Origin of the sequence: Streptomyces lomondensis (assembly GCF_014651035.1) — a bacterium.
Taxonomy (GTDB): Bacteria; Actinomycetota; Actinomycetes; order Streptomycetales; family Streptomycetaceae; genus Streptomyces; species Streptomyces lomondensis.
In genome coordinates this window covers 524,187-547,191 of sequence record NZ_BMWC01000001.1, presented here as the reverse complement: position 1 = coordinate 547,191, position 23,005 = coordinate 524,187, and the positions used below count along the sequence as shown (strand labels likewise).

17 protein-coding genes and 2 tRNA genes are annotated in these 23,005 nt (G+C 71.4%); 5 read left to right on the top strand and 14 right to left on the bottom strand.

Annotated features, from left to right (window positions below; all coding sequences use genetic code 11):
- Positions 1 to 86 precede the first annotated feature (86 nt).
- From IE255_RS02385 to IE255_RS02370, 4 genes are all read right to left on the bottom strand, one after another.
- On the bottom strand, positions 87 to 794 hold the full coding sequence (locus IE255_RS02385) for an ATP-dependent Clp protease proteolytic subunit (protein WP_308280885.1): 708 nt from the start codon (positions 792 to 794) through the stop codon (positions 87 to 89).
- Positions 795 to 903: 109 nt separating this feature from the next.
- The gene (locus IE255_RS02380) at positions 904 to 1,509 is read right to left on the bottom strand and encodes an ATP-dependent Clp protease proteolytic subunit (RefSeq protein ID WP_031114129.1); all 606 of its coding nucleotides are present in this window, start codon (positions 1,507 to 1,509) and stop codon (positions 904 to 906) included.
- Between the two features lie 334 nt (positions 1,510 to 1,843).
- On the bottom strand, positions 1,844 to 3,217 hold the full coding sequence (tig, locus tag IE255_RS02375) for a trigger factor (RefSeq protein WP_190048405.1): 1,374 nt from the start codon (positions 3,215 to 3,217) through the stop codon (positions 1,844 to 1,846).
- Between the two features lie 193 nt (positions 3,218 to 3,410).
- Positions 3,411 to 3,487, bottom strand: a tRNA-Pro gene (locus tag IE255_RS02370).
- Between the two features lie 164 nt (positions 3,488 to 3,651).
- Here IE255_RS02370 and IE255_RS02365 point away from each other — a divergent pair.
- Positions 3,652 to 3,722: transfer RNA gene (locus IE255_RS02365), tRNA-Gly, on the top strand.
- Between the two features lie 63 nt (positions 3,723 to 3,785).
- Here the strand turns inward: IE255_RS02365 and IE255_RS02360 are convergent.
- Both IE255_RS02360 and IE255_RS02355 read right to left on the bottom strand, forming a co-directional pair.
- Positions 3,786 to 6,134 carry a serine/threonine-protein kinase gene (locus tag IE255_RS02360; protein WP_190048404.1) on the bottom strand — a complete coding sequence of 783 codons (2,349 nt, stop codon included), beginning with the start codon at positions 6,132 to 6,134 and terminating at the stop codon, positions 3,786 to 3,788.
- 99 nt (positions 6,135 to 6,233) lie between these two features.
- The gene (locus IE255_RS02355; protein WP_190048403.1) at positions 6,234 to 6,428 is read right to left on the bottom strand and encodes a hypothetical protein; all 195 of its coding nucleotides are present in this window, start codon (positions 6,426 to 6,428) and stop codon (positions 6,234 to 6,236) included.
- A gap of 704 nt (positions 6,429 to 7,132) precedes the next feature.
- Between IE255_RS02355 and IE255_RS02350 the strand changes: the two genes are divergently transcribed.
- Positions 7,133 to 8,239 (top strand): acyltransferase family protein, encoded by a 1,107-nt coding sequence (locus IE255_RS02350; protein WP_372487569.1) that lies wholly within the window; start codon positions 7,133 to 7,135, stop codon positions 8,237 to 8,239.
- Between the two features lie 15 nt (positions 8,240 to 8,254).
- On the opposite strand, the gene IE255_RS02345 is transcribed toward IE255_RS02350, so the two are convergent.
- The 4 genes from IE255_RS02345 to IE255_RS02330 all read right to left on the bottom strand — a co-directional run bounded on the left by IE255_RS02345 (position 8,255) and on the right by IE255_RS02330 (position 13,306).
- Positions 8,255 to 8,716 (bottom strand): HD domain-containing protein, encoded by a 462-nt coding sequence (locus tag IE255_RS02345; protein WP_190048401.1) that lies wholly within the window; start codon positions 8,714 to 8,716, stop codon positions 8,255 to 8,257.
- Positions 8,713 to 11,148 carry an FtsX-like permease family protein gene (locus IE255_RS02340; protein ID WP_190048400.1) on the bottom strand — a complete coding sequence of 812 codons (2,436 nt, stop codon included), beginning with the start codon at positions 11,146 to 11,148 and terminating at the stop codon, positions 8,713 to 8,715. The genes IE255_RS02345 and IE255_RS02340 overlap by 4 nt, the downstream gene beginning before the upstream one ends.
- Positions 11,148 to 12,005, bottom strand: coding sequence for an ABC transporter ATP-binding protein (locus IE255_RS02335; RefSeq protein WP_229906256.1), 858 nt, complete (start codon positions 12,003 to 12,005; stop codon positions 11,148 to 11,150). The genes IE255_RS02340 and IE255_RS02335 overlap by 1 nt, the downstream gene beginning before the upstream one ends.
- Positions 12,006 to 12,127: 122 nt before the next feature.
- A complete protein-coding gene (locus IE255_RS02330; protein ID WP_190048399.1) occupies positions 12,128 to 13,306 on the bottom strand; it encodes a PP2C family protein-serine/threonine phosphatase in 1,179 nt (392 codons plus the stop codon).
- A 162-nt stretch (positions 13,307 to 13,468) separates the two neighbouring features.
- Between IE255_RS02330 and IE255_RS02325 the strand changes: the two genes are divergently transcribed.
- Positions 13,469 to 14,719: a GNAT family N-acetyltransferase gene (locus tag IE255_RS02325; protein WP_190048398.1), complete on the top strand. Its 1,251-nt coding sequence runs from the start codon at positions 13,469 to 13,471 to the stop codon at positions 14,717 to 14,719.
- Between the two features lie 39 nt (positions 14,720 to 14,758).
- On the opposite strand, the gene IE255_RS02320 is transcribed toward IE255_RS02325, so the two are convergent.
- Entirely contained in the window at positions 14,759 to 15,568 is an 810-nt protein-coding gene (locus IE255_RS02320; protein ID WP_190048397.1) for an Fpg/Nei family DNA glycosylase, read from the bottom strand.
- 1,044 nt (positions 15,569 to 16,612) lie between these two features.
- Positions 16,613 to 17,098 (bottom strand): ribose-5-phosphate isomerase, encoded by a 486-nt coding sequence (locus IE255_RS02315; protein ID WP_190048396.1) that lies wholly within the window; start codon positions 17,096 to 17,098, stop codon positions 16,613 to 16,615.
- A gap of 280 nt (positions 17,099 to 17,378) precedes the next feature.
- Between IE255_RS02315 and IE255_RS02310 the strand changes: the two genes are divergently transcribed.
- Positions 17,379 to 18,866 (top strand): amino acid permease, encoded by a 1,488-nt coding sequence (locus IE255_RS02310; protein ID WP_190048395.1) that lies wholly within the window; start codon positions 17,379 to 17,381, stop codon positions 18,864 to 18,866.
- A gap of 87 nt (positions 18,867 to 18,953) precedes the next feature.
- On the opposite strand, the gene IE255_RS02305 is transcribed toward IE255_RS02310, so the two are convergent.
- Positions 18,954 to 20,972: a serine/threonine-protein kinase gene (locus IE255_RS02305; RefSeq protein ID WP_229906307.1), complete on the bottom strand. Its 2,019-nt coding sequence runs from the start codon at positions 20,970 to 20,972 to the stop codon at positions 18,954 to 18,956.
- A 240-nt stretch (positions 20,973 to 21,212) separates the two neighbouring features.
- On the opposite strand from IE255_RS02305, the gene IE255_RS02300 reads away from it, so the two are divergent.
- Positions 21,213 to 21,938 (top strand): LPXTG cell wall anchor domain-containing protein, encoded by a 726-nt coding sequence (locus IE255_RS02300; RefSeq protein WP_190048393.1) that lies wholly within the window; start codon positions 21,213 to 21,215, stop codon positions 21,936 to 21,938.
- Between the two features lie 139 nt (positions 21,939 to 22,077).
- Here the strand turns inward: IE255_RS02300 and IE255_RS02295 are convergent, their stop codons facing one another.
- On the bottom strand, positions 22,078 to 22,659 hold the full coding sequence (locus IE255_RS02295; protein WP_190048392.1) for a biotin transporter BioY: 582 nt from the start codon (positions 22,657 to 22,659) through the stop codon (positions 22,078 to 22,080).
- Between the last annotated feature and the right edge of the window lie 346 nt (positions 22,660 to 23,005).

Genomic DNA, 23,005 nt, shown 5'->3' with positions numbered 1-23,005 from the left:
CGTTCGGGCCCCCCTTGGCGCGGTTCACTTTGACGTGGACCGTGCCAAACCGTGCCAAGGGGCGGCAGACGATACAGCCTGTCGCCTCAGCGCAGGCTCGAGTTGTCCATCTTCCGGGTGGTGATGATCTGGTCGATCAGGCCGTAGCTGAGCGCGTCCTCGGCCGTGAGGATCTTGTCGCGCTCGATGTCCTCGCGGATCTTCTCGATCGCCTGGGTCGAGTGCTTGGCCAGCATCTCCTCCAGCTGCGTACGCATCCGGAGGATCTCGTTGGCGGCGATCTCCAGGTCGGACACCTGGCCGCGGCCGGTCTCGCTGTACGGCTGGTGGATCAGCACGCGCGCGTTCGGCAGGGCCATGCGCTTGCCCGGGGTGCCGGCGGCCAGCAGGACGGCGGCGGCGGAGGCCGCCTGGCCCATGCAGACCGTCTGGATGTCCGGCTTCACGTACTGCATCGTGTCGTAGATCGCAGTGAGCGCCGTGAAGGAGCCGCCGGGGCTGTTGATGTAGACCGAGATGTCACGGTCGGGGTCCATCGACTCCAGGCACAGCAGCTGCGCCATGACGTCGTTGGCGGAGGCGTCGTCGATCTGGACGCCGAGGAAGATCACGCGCTCCTCGAAGAGCTTCGCGTACGGGTCGTACTCGCGGATGCCCTGGGAGGTGCGCTCGACGAAGCGCGGGATGACATAGCGGGACTCGGCCGCAGGGCCGGTGTAGCGGCCCTGCGAGGCGCTCATGTCCTGCACGGCCTGCGTACGGTCGTAGATCCCGCTGCCGGGGAATGCGTTCACGGTGTCTCCTGAAAGGGGCTGAGGCGGTCGGCTGGGGCTGCTGGGGCGCCGCCGGGCCCGCGAGGGCCGGGCGGGGTCCTACGGGGCTTGTGGAGCCTCGTGGGACCGCTCAGGCCCCGGTGCCGCCGCCGCCCGGCATACCGGCGGCCGTGGCGATCACGTCGTCGATGAGGCCGTACTCCTTGGCCTCGAAGGCGTCGAACCAGCGGTCGCGGTCCGAGTCGCGGGTGATCTGCTCGACCGTCTGGCCCGTGTGCTGGGCGGTGAGCTCGGCCATGCGCTTCTTGGTGTGCAGCAGCCGCTCGGCGTGGATCTTGATGTCCGAGGCCGAGCCGGCCAGGCCGGCGGAGGGCTGGTGGATCAAAATCTCGGCGTTCGGCAGCGCGAAGCGCTTGCCAGGGGTGCCCGCGCTGAGCAGGAACTGGCCCATCGAGGCCGCGAGGCCCATGGCGATCGTCACCACGTCGTTCTTGATGTACTGCATGGTGTCGTAGATCGCCATGCCGGCCGTGATCGAACCGCCGGGGCTGTTGATGTAGAGGTAGATGTCCTTGTCGGGGTCCGAGGCAAGGAGCAGCAGCTGTGCGGTGATCTTGTTGGCGATGTCGTCGTCGACCGGCTGGCCGAGGAAGATGATCCGCTCGTTGAGCAGCCGGTTGTAGACCTGGTCGCCGAGGCCACCACCGATGGAAGGCTCGCCGGCGGCTGAAGGCATCAGATTCGTCACGTATCCACCTGCTCGTCTTACGACGGCGCCGGGCCGTCTCACGTTTCCCTGCGGGGCGGGAGCCGTATCGGAGACTCCACTGCCCTGGTATTCATGGACCCTAACGCGCGGGTCCCGTCGGGGAATCCCGGAGATGGGGGTGTTCGCCGGGGGCGTAGCGCTGCGCGGCTTCGGCGGGGTCGTTCCGTCCGTCGGCGGCTGCGGGTGCGTCGTGGTCGCTCGCGCAGTTCCCCGCGCCCCTGGGGTGCGCTGCCCTCGCAGGCGGCAAGAAGGCCCCGGGGCGTGCCCCAGGGCCTTCTCACGAATCTGCCGATGCCGGGGCTCAGCCCTCGGTCTTCTCCTCGGCGGAGGCCTCCGTGGCCTCGGTCTCGGTGTCCTCGTCCTCTTCGTCGTCGAGGTCGATGATCTCGCCGTTGGTGTCCTTGACCGTGGCCTTCTCGACCACGACGGCCAGGGCCTTGCCGCGGGCGACCTCGCCGACCAGGAGCGGGACCTGGCCGCCCTCGACGACGGCCTGGGCGAACTGGTCGGGGGACATGCCGGAGGAGGCCGCGCGGCGCATGAGGTGCTCGGTGAGCTCCTCCTGGTTGACGTTGAGCTTCTCCTGCTTGACGAGCTCGTCGAGCACGAACTGGGTCTTGATGCCCTTGATCGCGGCCTCACGGGTCTCGGTATCGAACTCCTCCTCGCTCTTGCCCTGGATCTCCAGGTACTTCGCGAGGTCGAGGCCCATCTGGCCGAGCTGGTGGTGCTCCAGGTTGTGCTTGCGGGTGTTGATCTCGTCCTCGAGCAGCTTCTCGGGGACGGGCACCTCGACGAGCTCCAGCAGCTTCTCCAGGACGCGCTCCTGGGCCTGCGTGGCCTGGTCGTACTGCTTCATGTTCTCCAGGCGCTTGCGGCTGTCGGCGCGCAGCTCCTCGAGGGTGTCGAACTCGGAGGCGAGCTGCGCGAACTCGTCGTCCAGCTCGGGCAGTTCACGCTTGGCGACCTGGGTGACCTTGACGGTGACCTCGGCCTCCTTGCCGGCCGCCGAGCCGCCCTTCAGCTCGGAGGTGAAGGTGGCCTCGCCACCGGCCTCCAGGCCCTTCACGGCGTCGTCGATGCCGTCCAGCAGCTCACCGGAGCCGATGGTGTAGGAGACGCCGTTGGCGACGCCGTCCTCCAGGACCTCGCCGTCGACCTTGGCCTCCAGGTCGATCGTCACGACGTCGCCGTCCTCGGCGGCACGCTCGACCGGGGCGGTGGAGGCGAAGCGCTCGCGCAGCTCCTCGACGGCCTTGTCGACGTCCTCGTCGGTGACCTCGACCGCGTCGACCTCGACCTCGATGCCGGAGTAGTCCGGGATCTCGATGGCCGGGCGGATGTCGACCTCGGCGGTGAAGTTCAGCGTCTCGCCGTCCTTCAGCTCGGTGATGTCGACCTCGGGCTGGCCCAGCGGGCTGAGCTCGGCCTCGTTGACCGCGTCGGTGTAGAACTTCGGCAGCGCGTCGTTGACGGCCTCCTCCAGCACCGCACCGCGGCCGAACCGCTGGTCGATGACCCGGGCCGGGACCTTGCCCTTGCGGAAGCCCTTCACCGTGACCTGCTGGTTGATCTTCTTGTACGCCGCGTCGAGGCTGTCCTTGAGCTCCTCGAAGGGCACCTCGACAGTGAGCCGAACCCGAGTCGGGTTCAGGGTCTCCACGGCGCTCTTCACGGTTCGGTCTCCTTGTGGCTGACTTCTTGGTTTCTGCCGGGGCCAGAACGGCCCGGCGGATTTCGCCGCCCGGAGGACTTCAGACGATGAGACACACGGGCGTGCAGCTTGCATAGTAACGGCAGCGACTACACCGCCCAAAGGCGATCACCCCGAGCGATCGGCAGACGATCACACGAGGTGGTCGGGTGGCTGGTCGGGGTGGCGGGATTTGAACCCACGGCCTTCCGCTCCCAAAGCGGACGCGCTACCAAGCTGCGCCACACCCCGTCTGGTGCGACACGTAGGGTACATGCCGACAGGTGGTGTGGCCGCCGCTTTTCCGCAGGGCCCGCGCGGCGTCGGCCCGGGCGGGAATGCGGTGTGCGGCGGACGGGGCCGACCCGCTACGATGCCTTCAGTGCCGCGGTCACCCGACCTGCGGCGCGCGCTGTGCGGGCGTAGCTCAATGGTAGAGCACTAGTCTTCCAAACTAGCTACGCGGGTTCGATTCCCGTCGCCCGCTCTGTACGGCTCGGGCCCGGTTCTGTGGAACCGGGCCCGAGGTGTTTTTCGGGGTTTTCCGAGGTCACAGGTCGCGGACGTCCACCGTGTAGACGGAGCGGATGCCGTAGGGGACGTACAGGGCGTCGCCGACCAGGACGAGCGGGGCGCCCGCGGTGACGAACATGCTGTTGGCGCGACCGCCGTCGTCGCGGCCGGAGCGGGTGCCCTCGATCTTGCCGGTACGCGCGTTCAGGGCGGCGAGGCGGCCGCTGGGAGACGCCAGGTACACATGGGTGGGGGAGGCGGCCGGAGGACCCTGCTGCTCCACGGAGGAGTTCGATTCCCACAGCGTCCGGCCGGTTCGCAGGGAGACCGCGCGGACGCCTCCGCTGGCCCGCGTGAAGTAGACGGTGCCGCGCACCAGGTACGCCTCGGCGTCCTTGGGGCGGGGCTGCGCGAGCCGTCGCAGGGTGAGCTCGTGCGAGGAGGCGTCGATCAGGGTCAGCCCGCGGTCCGTGTCGAGGGCGTCCGCGAGCACGAGTCGCCCGTCGTGCTGGCCGAGCACGTGCGCGGTGCCCTCGACCCCGACGGTCCAGCGGGCTTTCCCGGTGGCCGGGTCGATCTGGGAGACAGTGGTGCGGCCGGTCTTCCCCTCGTCCTGCACGGTCGCGCAGACGAGGTAGGCACGGTCGGCCGCGGAGTGCAACAGGCAGTCCGGGAGATCCGGCTTCGACCGCGTCCAGCGGACGTCGCCGGTCTTCGCGTCGAGCAGGGCGTACTGGTCGCCCTGGGCGCCGTAGAAGGTGATGACACCCTGGGGAACGGCCGTGGCCGCGCCCTGCGTACTGTCGGGGACGGCCGCCATCTCGCCGGTGCCGGTGGGCCTCCGCCAGAGCACCTTGCCGGTGTCGGCGGCCAGGGCGTGGACCGTGTAGGTGCTCCGGATGCCGTTGGCACTGTCCTGCTCGTCGGCCTCGTAGCCGTAGACACGGCCGTCGCCGGTCCCGATGAGCGCGCCCGCGTCGCCCGAGGCGCCGTTCGGCGTGCGGTCGACGGGCCGGGACCAGGTGTTGCGGCCGTCCGCGAGATCGAAGCGGGTCGCCATGAGGCCGGCGCCGGCACACACCAGGGACCTGTCGATCGCGGCGCAGCCCGTGAGAGAGCTGTCGGGGCCGCCCAGGACGCGCTCGCTGCCCAGCGGGGCCTCGGCCGTGCTCGCCCAGGGCTTCCAGCCCTCGGGGAGATCGCTGCCGGCGGCGGCCGAGGGGGCGGGGTCCCTGTCACGGGTCAGAGCGAGGGTGCTGGTGCCGACCGCGGCGAGTACGGCCACCACTGCCGCCGAGACGAGCAGCAGGCGGCGCTTGGCGCGGAGGGGAGGACGCTCGGCCCCGGGTGACGGCGTTCCGGCCGGGACATCCGACGGTTCGTTCCGCTCCGTCGGCGTTGCGTCGTACCGGGGACGCGGGTCCTCCCTCCGTTCGGCGTCCGGCTCGGCCGGCGGGTGGAGCAGGGCCGCGTTCCGGTCCGTGTCGGCCGCGTCCGGCCATGGCGTCAGCGCGGGCTCGGTCGGGCGGGCGCCCGGCCAGGGGCGTGCCGGACGGGGCAGGTCGGTGCCGGGGGGTGCGCCCTCGCGAAGCAGGGTGAACAGGTCGTCCGCCGTGGGGCGGGACTTCCGGTGCTTCTCCAGGCAGGGGCGGATGACGGGGAGCAGTTCGGCCGGGACGCCGGAGAGGTTCGGCTCGCCCTCGACGACGCGGAGGGCCGTCTCGTAGGGGCTCGGGCTGTCGAACGGGCCGCGCCGGGTGGCGGCGTAGGTGAGGACCGAGCCGAGGGAGAAGATGTCGGCGGCCGGGCCGACGTCCTGTGGGGAGGCGAACTGCTCCGGTGACATGAACGGCGGGGTGCCCATGACGCGGCCGGTCTGGGTGAGGGCGTCGGAGGCGGCGAACTCGGCGGCGCGGGAGATGCCGAAGTCGATGACGCGGGGGCCGTCCTCGGCGAGCATCACGTTGGCCGGCTTCAGGTCGCGGTGGACGACTCCGGCGCGGTGGATGTCGCGCAGCGCCTCGGCGAGGCCGGCGGCGAGTTCGCGCAGGCGGGGCGGCGGGAGGGGGCCGTGCTCGCGGACGTGGGTGCCGAGGTCCGAGCCGGGTATGTAGAGCGTGGCCATCCAGGGGCGCGGGGCGTCGGCGTCCGCGTCCACGACAGGGGCCGTGAAGGCACCGCTGACCTGGCGGGCGGCGGCCACCTCGCGGCGGAAACGGGTGCGGAACTCGTCGTCGTCGGCGTACTGGCCGTGCACCACCTTGACCGCGAGGCGCCGGCCGGAGGCCGAGCGGGCCAGGTAGACGACACCCATGCCGCCGGAGCCGAGGCGGTCCTCGATGCGGTAGCCGCCCACCTCCGCGGGGTCAGAGTCGCGCAGCGCCATCCCCGTACGTTCCCCCCGTCACGCACTGTCCCGTTGTCGGGAAGAGCGTATCCGCACGCTCCTCAGGTCCGGCCCGGGAGGTGTGCTCCCGCGGCGCGGTCAGAAGCTGATGGAGTTGATGGTCTCCGCTATCGAGTTGAGGAATCGCTGGATGTCGTCGGCCATACCGGTCGAGGCGAGGAAGAAGCCGAAGAGGACGGCCACGATCGCGGGGCCTGCCTTGAGAGATCCCCCTCTCAGCAACACCACAAGGATGATCGCCAACAGCAGCACCACAGACAGTGAAATGGCCACAACTGATCACACCCTCGGTCGGTTCGCTCTCCCGGCCCGGGGACGCGACCCCGCGCACCCCGCCAGAACCATCGTGCCACCAACACGGCCGGGCTATGCGGCCGGTGACGCATCGACCGCACCCCTGTCGTACTGCTGTCGTACGGACCCGCGTGCTCCGCTCGCGGGCAGGGAGCCGACGGCAGGGACTCGTACGGCAATTCGACGGACCACCCGCGCAGGGAATTCAGCCGAATCGTTTCCGTCTCCACACAATGCGTTCGCAGCTATTTCGAATTGTTGCCACAGACTCACCAACGACCCTGTGGAGAGGGCTCGAAGAGCCCGGAAGCGGACATTCCGCCGGAGTCGCCTGCTGGTCTTATGCGCGGCTTAATCCGGAAGTATCCCGACATGCAGGGCGCACCCGAGAGCACAATCCGCTGCCGGACAGTGTGTTGGTCATCACGTCGACAGAGACGTCAACTACCCGAAATCCGGGGTACCCAGAGCGAATAGCCAGGAATCAGGTCCGGCGTTTTACGAATAGCCGCAGAGAACGCTAGGGTGCCTCAGATGTTCCACGCCGCCTCGTCCCCCGCAAGCGCAGCGAGGTCCCGGATCGTCTCCCCGAGTTCCTGGCGGGAGGGTCTGTGACGAACTCACTGCGACCGAACGGCGACCGCAAGGCGCCACTTCCCCAGGACCGGTCACCGGCCGACGGAGTGCCGAGCCCGCGCTCGCCGCAGAGCCCGCAGAAGAAGCAGAACGGCAAGCAGCGCGACGCGTTCTTCGACAACGCCAAGTACCTCGCGATCGTGCTGGTGGCCATGGGCCACGCATGGGAGCCGCTCAAGGGCGACAGCCGGACACTCGAGGCCGCGTACCAGGTCGTCTACGCGTTCCACATGCCGGCGTTCATCATCATCTCCGGCTACTTCTCGCGCAGTTTCGACATGCGGCCCGACCGGCTCAGGCGCCTGATCACCGGCGTGGCCGTGCCGTACATCGTCTTCGAGACGGCCTACCCGCTCTTCAAGCGGTGGATCGACAACGATCCGCACCAGGAGATCAGCCTGCTCGACCCCTGGTACCTGACCTGGTTCCTGTGCGCGCTGTTCATCTGGCGGATGACCACCCCCATCTGGAAGATGGTGCGCTGGCCGCTGCCGCTCGCCCTGGGGCTCGCCATGCTGGCGACCGTCACCCCGGAGATCGGCGACGACCTCGACCTCCAGCGTGTCCTGCAGTTCCTGCCGTTCTTCGTGCTGGGCCTGCTGATGAAGCCCGAGCACTTCCACATGGTGCGCCGCCGTTCGGTGCGGATCGCCTCGGTGCCCGTGTTCGCGGCCGCGCTGGCGTTCAGCTGGTGGGCGGTGCCGCGGATGAACACCGCGTGGTTCTACCACCGCGACGCCGCGCAGGAGCTGGGCGCGCCGTGGTGGACCGGACCGGTCATGGTGCTCGCCATGTTCGGCTGCTCCCTGGTGCTGACCGCCTGCTTCTTCGCCTGGGTGCCGCGCCGCCACATGTGGTTCACCGCCCTCGGCGCCGGCACGCTCTACGGCTACCTGCTGCACGGCTTCCTGGTGAAGGCCGGCGACTACCAGGGCTGGTTCGAGGCGGCCTGGTTGCACCAGCCGGCCGGTGAGATCCTCGTGACCGTCCTCGCGGCCGCCGTCGTGACGGTGCTGTGCACCAAGCCGGTGCAGCGCGTGTTCCGGTTCGCGATGGAGCCGAAGATGGACTGGGCCTTCAAGCGGGACGCGGCCGAGCTCGCCCGCGAGCGCCAGAGCGCCGAGCGGCGCGAGCGCGAGAAGGTCAACGCCTGACCGCTGGAGCGGAACTCACCTGACGAGACCGAGAAGTGCGCGCATCCGCGCGTACTTCTCGGTCAGTCGTGTGCGGGTGGCCTCGTCGAGGACCGCGAGGCGTGCCGGGTCCGCGTTGTGCGCCAGGTCCGCCTCCTTCACCAGCAGCGCGCCGGGCGTGGCGAGGATCCGCGCGGCGTACGCCTCGGGCGGCTCCCCCGCCCGCTTGGTGACCGCGAGGACGATGTCCTTCGTACGGCTGCTCAGCGCGGCCTCGCGCAGCCACTCCGGCGGGAGGGCGTCGTCCTCGACGGCGTCGTGCAGCCAGGCCGCCGCGATCTGCTCCTCGTCGCCGCCCCGCGCCCGTACGCCCTCCGCGACGGCCCGCAGATGCTCGGCGTACGGCCGTCCCGCCTTGTCGGTCTGGCCGGCGTGCGCGGCACGGGCGACGGCCTCGACCTCGGCCAGGGTCAGCGGGGTCCGGTGCGTCTCGGTCACGGCTCCAGTGTCTCTCCGCGCAGCGCCGCCCGGGCCGGCAGGGTGACCGCGGTCAGGCCGAGGAGGAGGATCGCGGCGGCGAACGAGCCGTACACCAGCGGGGGTATGTACGGCCCCTGGCCCGTCAGGCCCCTCATCATCGGGACGAGCGTGGCCAGGGCGATCGCCGTGCCGAGCGCGATGCCCGCGACGGCGACGAGGAGGGCCTCCCAGCGGACCATGCGCAGCACCTGGCGGCGGGTGGAGCCGAGCAGGCGGAGCGTGCCGAGTTCGCCGCGTCGGTCCAGGACCGTCATGACCAGTGTGTTCACGGCGGCGACGGCCGCGAAGCCACCGAGGACGGCCGCCATGACCGTGTTCGCCCAGGCGTTGAGCTCGCGGTCGAGGGACAGGGCGGTGGTGTGGTCGGCGCGGTCGAGGACACGGCCGAGCGGTGCGAGGGCCTCGGCCTTACCCCCCTTGACCCACAGTTCGGTGTCGAAGGCCGAGGTGACGTGGCGGGCCAGGTCGGCGCGGCTGAGGGTGACCTGCGACAGGCCCATGCCGCGTCCGTACGTCGCCGTCACCAGGGGGTCGGCCCGGGTGCCGTCGGGCAGGTGGATGCGGACGCGGTCGCCGACCCGGACGCCGGCGTTGTCGGCGACGGAGGCGTCCAGGGCGATCTCGCCCGGCTTCAGGGACAGCCGGCCGCGCTCGACGTCCAGGTCCTGTACGGCGGTCAGGTCGCGGGCGGTGCCTGTGACGCCCTGGGCGGAGACGGGTGTCAGCACGCCCGTAGCCGGGACGAGGACGGAGGTCTTCAGCAGGCCGACGGCGGCGGTGACGCCGGGGATGCGCCCGGCCCGGTGGACGGCGTCCGGGGGCAGGACACCCTCGTCGGCGGTGACGATGTGGTCGGCCGCGATGCCCGCCCGCTGCTGCTCCGCAGTGGCCCTCTCCTCGCTGGTGTGCAGGAAGACCAGCACGGAGGAGAACGCCATGGCGAGCACGATCGGGGTGATCGCGGAGGCCAGACGCCGGGCGTTCGTACGCGAGTTGGCGGCGGCCAGGGCCGCGGGGGCTCCGGCGCCGCGCAGCGGGAGCCCGAACAGGGCGGCGCAGGCGCGGGCGACGAGCGGGCCCAGCAGTGCGACGGCCAGCATGAACAGCATGACGACGCCGAGGGCGGCGTTGGCCGCGTCCTCGCCGGTCGCCGAGGCGGCCAGGCCCGCGCACACGAAGCCGCCGGCCGCCGCGGCCACGCCGAGCGGCGTGCGGATCCAGCCCGGGTGGAGCCGCTCCACGGACGCCTCGCTCAGCGCCTGGCCGGGCTTGATGCGGGAGCTGCGGTGCGCGGCGACGTATCCGGCGAGCAGCGCGGTGACCAGGACCGTGCCGGCCGTGACGACGAGCGGGATCCAGGAGACGGCGAGGTCGACGGCCTCGGGGACGGCGCCCTTGTCCTTGAGTTGGCCGAACCACCAGGCGGCCAGGGCGATTCCGGGGAGGCAGCCGAGCGCGCCGGCGACCGGGGCGACGAGCAGGGCCTCGGTGGCGATGGTGCGGCGGACCTGGCGCGGGGTGGTGCCGATGGCGCGCAGCAGGGCGAACTCGCGGGCCCGGCGGCCGACGGCGAGGGCGACGGTGCCGGCCGCGGTGAAGACGGCGACCATGGTGGCGACGCCGCCGAAGGAGCCGCCGATGCCGGTGAGGACTTCCTTCGCCTCGGTGAGGGCGGGGTTCTCCACGGTGCCCCGGTCGTCGCCGGTGTGGACCTCGGCCGTTCCGCCCAGGGCGTGGGCGACCCGGGATGCGAGGGTCGCGGTGCTGACGCCGGGGTCGGGGAGGACGGCGATGGTGTCGATGCGGTGAGGGTGACCACAGACGCGGACGGCTTCGGTGTCGGCGAACCAGACGGTGGGCTTCGTGGTGTCCTTCGCGGCGATGGTTCCGGAGACGCGGTAGGTGCGGGGGCCGTCCGGGGTGGTGAGGGTGAGGCTGGTGCCGACGGTGGCCTCGGTGCTGCCGGCAAGGACGACCTCGCCGGGGGCGGGGGCACGGCCGGCGGTGAGGCGTTCGCCGGTGAAGGCCGTGGAGCCCCAGCCGTGGGCGGTGAGCGCGCCCTCGGGGGCGAGCACCGGGAAGGTGACGTCGGGGATCGCCGCGCGGGCGCCGGGGACCGCGGCGGCCTTCGCGACCAGGGAGTCGTCGAGGCGGGCCCGGTCCGGCACCGCGTCGCTCTCGTCCGGCTTCCCGACCCGCTGCTCGGCGGCGGCCACGACGGGGGCGTGCGCGTAGCGCTGGGGCGGGACCGTGGCGCGCACGCCCGTCTCCAGGAGGATGCCGCAGGCCGACACGATCGTCGCCGCCAGCACGAGGGCGACGAACGTGCCGACGAACGCGGCGGGGCGGAAGCGGAGGGCCGCGCGGGCGAGGCCGTTGGGGGCGAGCATCAGGCTGCCGCTTCCGTGCGGGCGCGCGGGCCGGCCAGGGACGTCATGCGGGCGGCGATGCGGTCGGCGTGGGCGCGGTAGGGCGGGGCCCCGCGCTCACGCCCGGCGGCGAGACGATCCGGGCGGAGGTGGTCAGGGTGGCCAGGGGCGAGACGGGGCCCGTCGATGGCGTCGCGGTCGAGGTGGTCGATGATTTCGCCGTCGGTGAGGAACAGGACGCGGTCCGCCCAGGCCGCGGCCGCCGGGTCGTGGGTGACCATGACGACCGTGGCGCCCTGGGTGTCGACGGCCTGGCGGAGCAGGGTGAGGATCTCGGTGGCCGTGGTGGTGTCCAGGGCGCCCGTCGGTTCGTCCGCGAAGACCACGTCGGGGCGGGTGACCAGGGCGCGGGCGATGGCCACGCGCTGCTGCTGGCCGCCGGATAGCTGGCCGGGCCGGCGGCGGGCCTTGTCGGCCAGGCCGACCTGCGCCAGCACCTCGGCGGCGCGGCGGCGGTCGGGGCGGTGGCCGGCCAGGCGCATCGGCAGGACGACGTTCTGCTCGACCGTGAGGGAGGGCAGCAGGTTGAAGGCCTGGAAGACGAAGCCGACGCGGGTGCGGCGCAGGGCGGTGAGCTTGTTCTCCTTCATGCCGGTGATCTCCGTGCCGCCCAGGCGGACCGCGCCTGCCGTGGGGCGGTCGAGGCCGGCCGCGCACTGAAGGAACGTGGACTTGCCGGAGCCCGAGGGGCCCATCACGGCGGTGTAACTGCCGTGATGAAGGGTGAGGTCGATGCCGCGCAGGGCGTGCACGGCGGTGCGGCCGCGGCCGTAGCGCTTGCGGACGCCGTGCAGTTCTACGGCCCAGTCGCCTGCCATGTCTGTCCTTCCGGATCCGGGACGTTCGCGCACCGTTCGCCGGTGGTGTGTCGAACGTACGGAACCGGAGGGTCGCCGGACCATGAGGACGACCGCCGAACCTACCTGAGGAAAACCCCACCTCAGCGGGTGGCGGCAGCCGTCGGGCCCTCTCGGCAGATCAGCAGCAGGGCCCGGTCGTCGTTGACGTCCTTGGCCACGGCCTCGATGAGGTGCCAGGCGGCGCCGTGGAAGCCGCCGGCGACGTAACGGTCGGCCTCGCCGGTGAGGCGGTCGATGCCCTCGACGATGTCGCGGTCGGCGGTCTCCACCAGGCCGTCCGTGAACAGCATCAGCACGTCACCGGGCCGCAGCGAGCCCTTCACCGGGTCGAACTGGGCGCCGTCGTACACGCCGAGGAGCGGGCCCTCGGCCGCCTTCTCCTCCCAGCGGCCGCTGCCGGCGCTGAGCTGGAGGCCCGGCGGGTGGCCGGCGGAGTAGAGCTCGTAGTCGCCGGAGTCCAGGTCGAGGACGAGGTGGATGGAGGTGGCGAAGCCCTCGTCCCAGTCCTGGCGCAGCAGGTAGCCGTTGGCCGCGGGGAGGAAGGCGTGCGGGGGCAGCGAGCCCAGCAGGCCGCCGAACGCGCCGGACAGCAGCAGCGCGCGGGAGCCCGCGTCCATGCCCTTGCCGGAGACGTCGGTGAGGACGACCTCGAGCGTACGGCCGCCGTTGGTGCGCGCCGCCACCACGAAGTCGCCCGAGAAGGACTGGCCGCCCGCCGGGCGCAGGGCCATCTCCCGGTGCCAGCCGTCCGGCAGGCCGGGCAGCTTGCTCTGCACCCGGATGCGTTCCCTCAGGTCGAACAGCATGGTGCCGCCGCGCCGCCAGGGGACGCCGACCCGGTTGCGGAACTGGGCCAGCAGCAGCCCGAAGAAACCGCAGGCCGCGACGACGAGCACCACGCCCGGGGTGACCCGGGAGGGCCCCTCCGTGTACGGGCCCAGCCGCACCGACTCCACGATCAGCGCCGTGGCCGACGCCGCGTACAGGCCGAGCAGGCTCGCCGGGCGCAGCAGCAGGCCGCCCACGACGACCGGCATGACCAGAGCGGCCGGGGAGAACCACACCGGGTTCACGAGCGTGGCCGCCGCGATCAGCGGGACCGTCAGGAGCAGGCCGACCAGGGCGATCCAGTCCGAGCCGTCACCGCGGAAGTAGTCGACGGCGGCTCGGCGCACGCCGACGCGGGCCCGGTGCCACTGCTTCTTCAACCGGGCCGTGAACGTCTCGGCTTCCGCGCGCCGCTCTCGTCCTGATGCCATTAGTTCGGGACCCTATCCATCGGACCAGCCCCTTGGCACGGGAGGTCCCACTTGTCCCCCGTCCGAGGGCCGACTTCACAGTGAACTTCACAGCGCGCCGCCCCGCCGCCGCCCGGGAGAAATTCCGTCGCCCCTCCCGTATCGCCCTGGTAGGCATGGTCCATGGCGACTGACACGACCGGTTCTTCGGCCGGCCCTCGGGTACTGGTGCAGGACGATTGGGACAAGTGGTACGACACCCTGCTCCGGGGGTTTGGCGGGGTGCCGGAGGCCGCCGAGGAACGGGAGTTGTGGAACTCGCTGACCGAGTTCGACCGTTCACTCGGTGTCTGGGAGGGGGACGCGTGCGTGGGGACGGCCGGGGCGTTCAGCTTCCGGGTCACCGTGCCCGGCGGCGCGTCGGTGCCGGCCGCGGGCGTCACCATGGTCAGCGTGGCCGCCACGCATCGGCGGCGCGGGGTTCTGACGTCGATGATGCGGCGGCAGCTGGACGACGTCCGCGCCCTGGGCGAGCCGCTGGCCGTGCTCACGGCGTCCGAGCCGGCGATCTACGGCCGGTTCGGATACGGCGCCGCCACCTTCCACTTGAACGCCGAGATCGACACGAGTCGGGTACGGCTGTCGGTACCGCCCGGCACCGACGACATACGCGTGCGGTACGCGGTGCCCGCTGATGTCCTCGACGCCTGCGAGGCGGTGTGTGCCCGGCTGGTTCCGACGCGGCCCGGGATGCTCGCCCGGCTGCCCGGCTGGGAGCGGCTCGGGCTGCTCGACCCGGAGAGCGCGCGGGACGGGGCGTCGCCGCTTCAGTGCGTCGTCGCCGAGCGGGACGGGGAGACGGTCGGGTACGCGCGGTACCGCGTCAAGCCGAGCTGGGAGACCGCCGGGCCCAACGGCTCGGTGATTCTCCAGGACTTGGCCGCGCTGGACCCCGCGGCGGACGCGGCGCTCTGGCGGTTCCTGTTCGGTATCGACCTGACGTCGACGCTGGTGGTGAAGGGGCGGCCGGTGGACGACGCGTGGCAGTACCTGGTGTCCGACATGCGGCGGTGCCGGCCGTGGCTGCGGGACTCGCTGTACCTCCGGCCGGTGGACGTGGGGGCCGCGCTGGAGGCGCGGACGTATCGGGCGCCGGTGGATGTGGTGTTCGAGGTGGAGGACGCGTTCTGCCCCTGGAACGCCGGGCGTTGGCGGCTCAGCGGGGACGCGAAGGGGGCGTCCTGCGAGCGTACGGCGGACGCGGCGGATCTCGCCTTGTCGGTACGGGAGTTGGGGGCGGCGTATCTCGGGGGCGTGTCGCTGACGGCGTTGGCGGCGGCGGGGCGTGTGCGGGAGGTGCGGCGGGGGGCGTTGGCGGAGGCCTCGATGGGGTTCGGGAGCGATGTGGCTCCGTGGTTGCAGCACGGGTTCTGACGCCTGGGGGTTTCAGGGAGGTGCTTCGTCAGGGCGGGGTCAGGTGCGCTGGCAGGTCGGGCACCAGAAGAGGTTGCGGGCGGCGAGGTCGGCGGTGCGGATCTCGCCGCCGCAGATGTGGCAGGGCTGGTTGGCCCTGCGGTAGACGTACACCTCGCCGCCGTGGTCGTCCATGCGGGGCGGTCGGCCCATCGCTTCCGGGGTGTGTTCCGGGCTGACGGTGTCGATGCGGTTGTTGCGGACGCCCTCGCGCATGAGCTCGACCAGGTCGGTCCAGATCGCGTGCCACTCGGTGGGAGTGATGTCCTTGCCGGGGCGGTACGGGTCGATGCGGTGCCGGAAGAGGACCTCCGCGCGGTAGACGTTTCCGACGCCGGCGATGACCTTCTGGTCCATGAGGAGGGCGGCGATCGTCGTACGGCTGCGGGTGATGCGGCGGTATGCGGTGTCCGGGTCGGCGTCGTCGCGGAGGGGGTCGGGGCCGAGGCGGTCGTGTATCGCCTGCTTCTCCGGGGGTGTGATCAGGGCGCAGGTCGTGGGGCCGCGGAGGTCGACATACGTGGTGTCGTCGGCGAGGCGAAGGCGGACGGTGTCGGTGGGTGGGGGTTCGGGGGCCGGGCCGAAGGTGACCTTGCCGAAGAGGCCGAGATGGATGTGGACCCAGTCGCTGTCGCGGAAGCCGAGGAAGAGGTGTTTGCCGTGGGCTTCCGTGTGGGTGAGTTCCGTGCCGGTGAGGAGGGTGGCGGCGGTGGTGAACTTGCCCTGGGGGCTGGTGGCTCGGGGGGTGGTGCCGAGGAAGGCGGCGGCGTAGTCCTGGGCCAGGCGGTGGATGGTGTGGCCTTCCGGCATCCGGGTCTCCCTGGGGTTGTGTCGTGGTTGCCGTGGGTGGGGGCGGGGTTTTGCCCACCCACCCGCCCGACTCGGTCCGTTCAAGAGGCTGGGCTCGAAAGGCCTCGGGGCTCCGCCCCGGGCCCCGCTTTGCCCACCCACCCGCCCGAAGCGGTTCGTCAAAGGGACAGGTCGAAAGGATCGGGGCTCCGCCCCGGACCCCGGCGGGGACTACGTCCCCTGCACCCCTCTCGGGGCTCCGCCCCGGACCCGGAGGGTACTGGCCTCCTGCGTCCCGTGCCCTCAGTGGCAGGAGACCGTACCCGCCTAACGCTTCGTACTGTCCCTGTGTCCCGTGCCCCCCTTGCAGGGCCACCCTGCCGCCCCGCCTCGGGGGCTGCGCCTCATGGACCCCTCGCCGGGGTCGGGGGCTCCCCCGGACTCGCACGATGGCCCCGTGGGGCTGGGCGCGGAACGCGCGTCGGGGCGGCAGCTGAACGCGCGTACGGCTGGATGCTGAACGCATGCCGCGCCCCGGCGCAGGGCGCGCGTCGAGCTCAAGCGCCCGGCACGCACCGAGCTCAAGAGCAAGGCGCCACACCGGGCACACGCCGAGCTCAGGCGCAGGGCGCGCGCGTCGGGCACCCGCCGATATCAGGCGCGGGGCGCGCGCCGGGCTCAGGACCAGGGCGCGCTTCGGACTCAGGCCGCCCAAAGCGCGCGTCGGGCCCCTGGCCTCCCAAAGCGCGCGTCCCAGGCCGCCAAGCGCGCCTCGGCCCAGGCCGCCCAAACCGTGCCTCGGGCCCAGGCCACTCAAACCGCGCGTCAGACCTCTGGCCGCCCAGACGCGCGTCGAGCTCCGGCCAGGCGCACATAGAAGTCGGACATAGGCCGCATACCGGGCTCGGGGTTGGGGTGCGTGCGTCAGGCGGAATCGGTACCGGAGGGGACGCCAGGTGCAAGTGAAGTCCCGCGCCCCGCGCAGTGCCCCGCAGCTCCCGGCCCCCGGCCCTCGGCTCCAGGCCCCGACCCTTGCCCCTCGGCCTGCCCCTGAGCCCGGGAGCGTTACGGCTGCGGGTGGTGCGGCGGGATCGGCGGGAGGGTGCCCGTCGTTTCGTACGTCGCGAGCATGTCGATGCGGCGAACGTGACGTTCGTCACCGGAGAACGGCGTGTTGAGGAACGTCTCGACGAACTTCGTCGCCTCGTCCTGCGTGTGCATGCGCGCACCCACGGCGACCACGTTGGCGTTGTTGTGCTGGCGGCCGAGCGCCGCCGTCTCCTCGCTCCAGGCGAGGGCCGCGCGGACGCCCTTGACCTTGTTCGCGGCGATCTGCTCGCCGTTGCCGGAACCGCCGATGACGATGCCGAGGGCGTCGGGGTCCGCGGCCGTCCGCTCCGCGGCGCGGAGGCAGAAGGGCGGGTAGTCGTCCTGGGCGTCGTAGATGTGGGGGCCGCAGTCGACGGGGTCGTGACCCGCCTCCTTCAGCCACTCGACGAGGTGGTTCTTCAGTTCGTAGCCGGCATGGTCCGAGCCGAGGTACACGCGCATGGGATGAGTGTGACACGGGTGTTTCGGGGAAGGCGCGCGGGGTGGCGCTCATGAAAACGAGAGGCGAATATGAGCCGCATTACGGAAGCTCAGGAAAACCTCAAGTAACAATCTGGATTCAAAGGTTCTCCTAAACGTTCGCCTCCGATTCACTGGACCGGCTCGTACGCCGCTCGTACGGGCTCCCGTACACCGCCGTCCTGCCGCGACACACCCCGTTCGTACGGCTCGTGCGGTCCGTACGGAAGTACAGCTCCCCGGCGCAAAGGAAATCCGTTCCATGACCTCGCAGCCGACGATGAAGACGACCGAAAACGACCGCGGAGGGACCGGAGACCCCGGAGAACCCGGGGCGCACGGCTCCGGGCTCCAGGCCGGGCTCAAGAACCGGCATCTGTCGATGATCGCCATCGGCGGTGTCATCGGGGCGGGCCTGTTCGTCGGGTCCAGCTCCGGTATCGCCACCGCCGGGCCCGGCATCCTGCTGTCGTACGCCCTCGTCGGCACGCTCGTGGTGCTGGTGATGCGCATGCTCGGTGAGATGTCGGCCGCCAACCCGACCTCCGGGTCGTTCTCCGCGCACGCCGACCGGGCCCTCGGGCCCTGGGCCGGGTTCTCCATCGGCTGGCTGTACTGGTTCTTCTGGGTGGTCGTGCTCGCGGTCGAGGCGACCGCCGGTGCCGTGATCCTGGAGGGCTGGATACCCGCCGTACCCCAGTGGGGGTGGGCGCTCATCGTGATGGTGGTGCTGACCGCCACCAACCTGGTCTCCGTCGGCTCCTACGGCGAGTTCGAGTTCTGGTTCGCGGGGATCAAGGTCGTCGCCATCGCCGCGTTCATCGTCATCGGCGGGCTCGCCGTCTTCGGGCTGCTCCCCGGTGTGGACAGCGAGCAGGCCGGTCTGAGCAACCTCACCGAGCACGGCGGCTTCCTGCCCAACGGGGCCGGGGCGATCCTCACCGGTGTGCTGCTGGTCGTCTTCTCCTTCATGGGCAGCGAGATCGCGACCCTCGCGGCCGGTGAGTCGGAGAACCCGCGCCAGGCCGTCACCAAGGCCACCAACAGCATCATCTGGCGTGTCGCCGTCTTCTACCTCGGCTCGATCTTCGTCGTGGTGGCCCTGCTGCCGTGGGACAGCAAGTCCATCACCAAGGACGGCTCCTACGTCGCGGCGCTCGACTCCCTCGGCATTCCGCACGCGGGCCAGATCATGAACTTCATCGTGCTGACCTCGGTGCTGTCCTGTCTCAACTCCGGCCTGTACACCGCCTCCCGCATGGCCTTCTCGCTCGGCCAGCGCGGGGACGCGCCCAAGGGCTTCGCCCGTACGACCGCCAACGGCGTGCCGCGGACGGCGATCCTCGCGTCCGTCGCGTTCGGCTTCGTCGCCGTCTTCTTCAACTACAAGTTCCCGGACTCCGTCTTCCTCTTCCTCGTGAACTCCAGTGGCGCGGTCGCCCTGTTCGTGTGGCTGGTGATCTGCTTCTCCCAGCTGCGGATGCGGAAGATCATCAAGGCGGAGGCGCCGGAGAAGCTCGTCGTGAAGATGTGGCTGTACCCGTATCTGACCTGGGCGACGGCCGCGTTGATCGTGTTCATCCTCGGTTACATGCTCACCGACACCGAGCACGACGGGCGCTCGACCATCCTGCTGTCGCTGCTCGTCGCGGCGGTGGTGCTCGTCATCGCCTTCGTGAAGGAGAAGGTGCGGGGGCGGCAGCGGGCCGCTGAGGCCGCCGAGACGCGCGATGAGGTCTCGGCCGGCTGAGCCTTCGGGCGCTCGCCGTTCGCGGTGAAGGGTGGGCCTGCGGTGCGTGTTGCTCTCCGGCACGCACCGCAGGCCCTTTTCGTTGTCCTACAGCACCGTGAAGCTGTCCTTGACCTTCTCGTACGTGCGCAGGGCCGCCGGTTCGATACCGGCGTCGTACCAGGTGTTGACCTGGTACGACTTGCCTTTCACGTTGAAGCCGAGCAGGCGGGCGTGCCAGTGGACGCCCTCCAGCGTGAAGGTGTACTCCCAGACCACCGCCGGGTGACCGCGGAACGTCGTCTCCTCCAGGCGGATCTTGCGGTAGTCCTGGCCCTGGTGGGCGTTGCGCTCCGAGGTCTCCCAGGTCTCCAGCAGGTCGCCGCGGGCCAGGGCGGACTTGCCGACCAGTTCCTGTGTGCCGTCCGGGGAGGTGTAGTGCACCTCCGCGCCCGTCTTCACGTCCCGCCGCCAGCCGTCGGGGGTCGCCCAGGCGAACCCGCCGGCCTCCCGGTGCGTGCCGGGCGGCAGGCTCTGCGGCCTGGAGGTGCCCTCCACGGAGGGTGAGGGGGTGGAGGCCGTGGTGGGAGGCGCGGAGGTCGAGGAGCCCGCGCGGGTGTCGTCGTCGCCCGGGGAGCCGGGTGATGTCGCCAGCATGATCCCTGCGACGGCACCGGCGGTGGCGAGGGTGACTGCCGTGGCGACGAACACCGTACGGCGACGGCCCGCGCGGGAGCCGGCAGCGGCGGGGCCGGGTAGGTCGCCCTGCGGCACAGGGGTGGGCGTGGGTGTCGGTGCGGGGTGGGGGCGGTGCTCGGTCGGGGCCTGTGCGCGGGTGAGGGAAACGGGGCTCGGGCGGTGGGTGGTGGTGGGACGACCTTCGGGACGGCCCTCGGAACGGTGCTCGGAACGGCCTTCGGGACGGCCCTCGGAACGGGCCGCGTTCGGCTGCGCCTTCGCGGTGGCTTCCGTGCTGGTGGGGGTGGAGGTGGCTGAGGCCGTGGTGCGTTTGAGTGCCGCTGAGGTCGTGGTGGGGATGGATCCCGCTGCGGTCGTGGGGGTGGATCCCGCTGACGCCGAGGTCGGTGTGGCTCCCGCCGAGGCCGTGGGCGTGGCTCCCGCCGAGGCCGTGGTGGGTGTGGGTGCCGCTGAGGTCGTGGTCGGGCTGGGTCCCGCTGAGGCCGCGGGGGAGGATCCGGCCGGTGGCGTGGTGGGTGTGGATCCCGCCGGTCCCGTAGTCGGCGTCGGCTCGCGGGGGTCCCGCGGAGCCCTGGGGCGAGGGGGCGCCGGCGTCCCTGCCCGCCCCACCGGCACCGTCGGCGTCGCGGCCGGGAACGCGACCGGTTCCAGGGCCGTTGCCAGGTCGTCGAGGTCCGGGCGGGCCGACGGGTCCTTTTCCAGGAGGGACGTCAGGATGCCGCGCAACGGGCCGGGCCCGGCGGGGAGTTCGGGTTCCTCGTACAGGACCGCGTGCAGGGTCGCCAGCGTGGTGGCGCGGGAGAAGGGGGAGCGGCCGCCCAGGGCCGCGCAGAGGGTCGCGCCGAGGGACCAGACGTCGGACGGCGGGCCCTGCGGGCGGCCGGAGACGCGCTCGGGGGCCATGTAGTCGGGCGAGCCGACCAGCATCCCGACCATGGTGAGCGCCTTGGCGTCCTGGATCGCGGCGATACCGAAGTCCGTGAGGACGACACGCCGTCCCCCGCCGGGGCCGTCGCCGTCGCCCCGGGTTGGTGCGGCCGGTCCGCGCGCGTTCTCCACCAGGACGTTCCCGGGCTTGATGTCCCGGTGCAGGACACCCCGTGCGTGGACCTGCCGCAGCGCCGCGACCAGGCCGAGCCCGATCCGGGCCGTCTCGCAGGGGCCGAGGGGGCCGTCCTGCGCGAGGATCCGTTCGAGGGAGCGGCCCGCCACCAACTCCATGACGATCCACAGGCGTTCGCCCTCGTCGACGACGTCGTAGACCCGTACGACGTTGGGGTGGTCGATCCGGGCCGTGGCCCTGGCCTCGCGCAGGGTGCGTTCGCGGCGCGTCCTGCTGTCCTCCGCGTCGTGGCCGTCGATCCGCATTTCCTTGACGGCGACCTGCCGGTCGAGTATTTCGTCAGCGGCTCGCCACACCCGCCCCATTCCCCCCTGACCGATACTCTCGACCAGCCGATAGCGCCCCGTCACCAATATCCCTGGAACACCGCCGCCGTTCGCATTTCCCGGCAATTCGCTGCACCCCCTCCACAACGCCGCGACCGCCTCCAGTGAAACACAACGGTCACACTTCGCGCCGCACCAGGATAGTGCGGGGAAATCTTGTGGTACCTCTTTCAGTGCTGCGAATTCAGGCGCAGCCCAGGGGGACGCAAGGGGGCGAACATGAGTTCTCGTCGCACGGCGGGGGTCACGGGATCGCTGGTCGTGGCATCTTTCTCGGCGGTGGTGATCCTGTCCGGCACCGCCGCCGCGGAAGACGAAGGACCGGCAAGCGGCAAGGGGGGAAAGGTCGTTGACGAGGCACCGGCGGGAGTGAAGCTGACGACACTGCTGCCGGAGAAGATCTCGGTCGACAACGGGTCCGAAAAGACGGCCATTACCGCCACCGTGAAGAACGAGGGAAGCAAGGACAGCGGGAAGATCAGGCTTTGGGTCGTCGGTTTCGACGGGCTCACGGTCAAGAACGTCCAGGGTTGTTCCCCGATAGCCGAGAACAATCTTCCGGAGGGTTCGAACAGCGGTTTCACCTGCCCGATCGACAATCTCGCGGCCGGTAAGTCGAAGTCGTACGCCGTCGACGCGACGTACGACCTGGGCAAGACCGGGAAGATCTGTCTGCCCGTCCAGACCGGCGACGGGAAGAAGACGTTCTGGCAGCAGGGCCCGGTGCCGTTCGGCACGACCAACCCGTCGCCGGACGCCCCGGCCACGCCCCTGCTGCTCGGTACGGACAACAAGCCGGTGTCCCCGGGCGGCAAGGAGCTGCCGAAGACGGGTCCGGCGCGTGATCTGCTGCCGCTGGGCGCGGCCGGTGCCTCGCTGCTCGCGGCGGGCGCGGCCGGACTGTGGTGGTCGCAGCGGCGGCGGCCGGTGCCGCGGGAGGGCTGAACGCCCGAGAAACCCGCCGGGGATGACACCCGAGAAGCCCGCCGGGGATGACGCCCGAAGAAGCCCGCCGGGGATGACGCCCGAGAAGCCCGCCGGGGATGCACCCCGGCGGGCCTCTCGTTCAGAGAACGCGGGGCGGCTAGCGCTTGTTCGCGAACTTCCAGGCCGTCGGCAGCGCGCCCATCGCCAGCGCCGCCTTCAGCGCGTCGCCGATCAGGAACGGCGTGAGGCCGGCCGCGATCGCGGCGGTGGCGGACATGCCGGTGGCGAGGGCCAGGTAGGGCACGCCGACGGCGTAGATGATCGCCTCGCCCACCAGCATCGTGCCCGCCATGCGCAGCGCCGAGCGGTCGGCGCCGCGGCGGGCCAGGGCGCCGACGACGGTGGCGGCGAGGATCATGCCGAGGATGTAGCCGAAGGAGGGGGCGACGCCGGAGGAGCCGCCCGCGAACCACGGCACGCCGGCGAGGCCCGCCAGCGCGTACAGCGCCAGCGCGAGCAGGCCGCGGCCGGCGCCGAGGGAGGTGCCGACGAGCAGCGCGGCGAAGGTCTGGCCGGTCACCGGCACCGGGGAGCCCGGCACGGGCACCGAGATCTGGGCGGCGAGACCGGTGAGCGCGGCACCGCCGAGCACGAGGGCCACGTCCCGGACACGGGAGGCGGGGAGCAGGTCGGCGAGGACCTGTCCGGTGCGAACGGGTGTGGCGGCAGCGGTGCTCATGGGGACTCCGCGAGGGTGAGGGCCGGTCGGGACACGGTGACGCTATCCCAGCGCGCTCGCCCGGTTCACCGTCAGCGCTCGACAAAGGCGCGAAGGCGCGCTTGGTGGGCTCCGGACAAAGGGTGAGGGTTACACCGAGTACGGCGTGACGCCGGTCACGGAGGCAGCGAGGGTTCGGTCACGCCGCCCGCGGACAACCGGACTGTAGGGTTTCGCCAAATGCCTCCAGGCGGGGTGCCGCGCGGCTTCCGTGACGGATGCCCACCCTCCGCTTCCGGGATCTCACGGGGCGCGTTCCGCGCGTCCGCATGCTGGACAACCCTCCCTCCCGGATGAGGGGACCGCC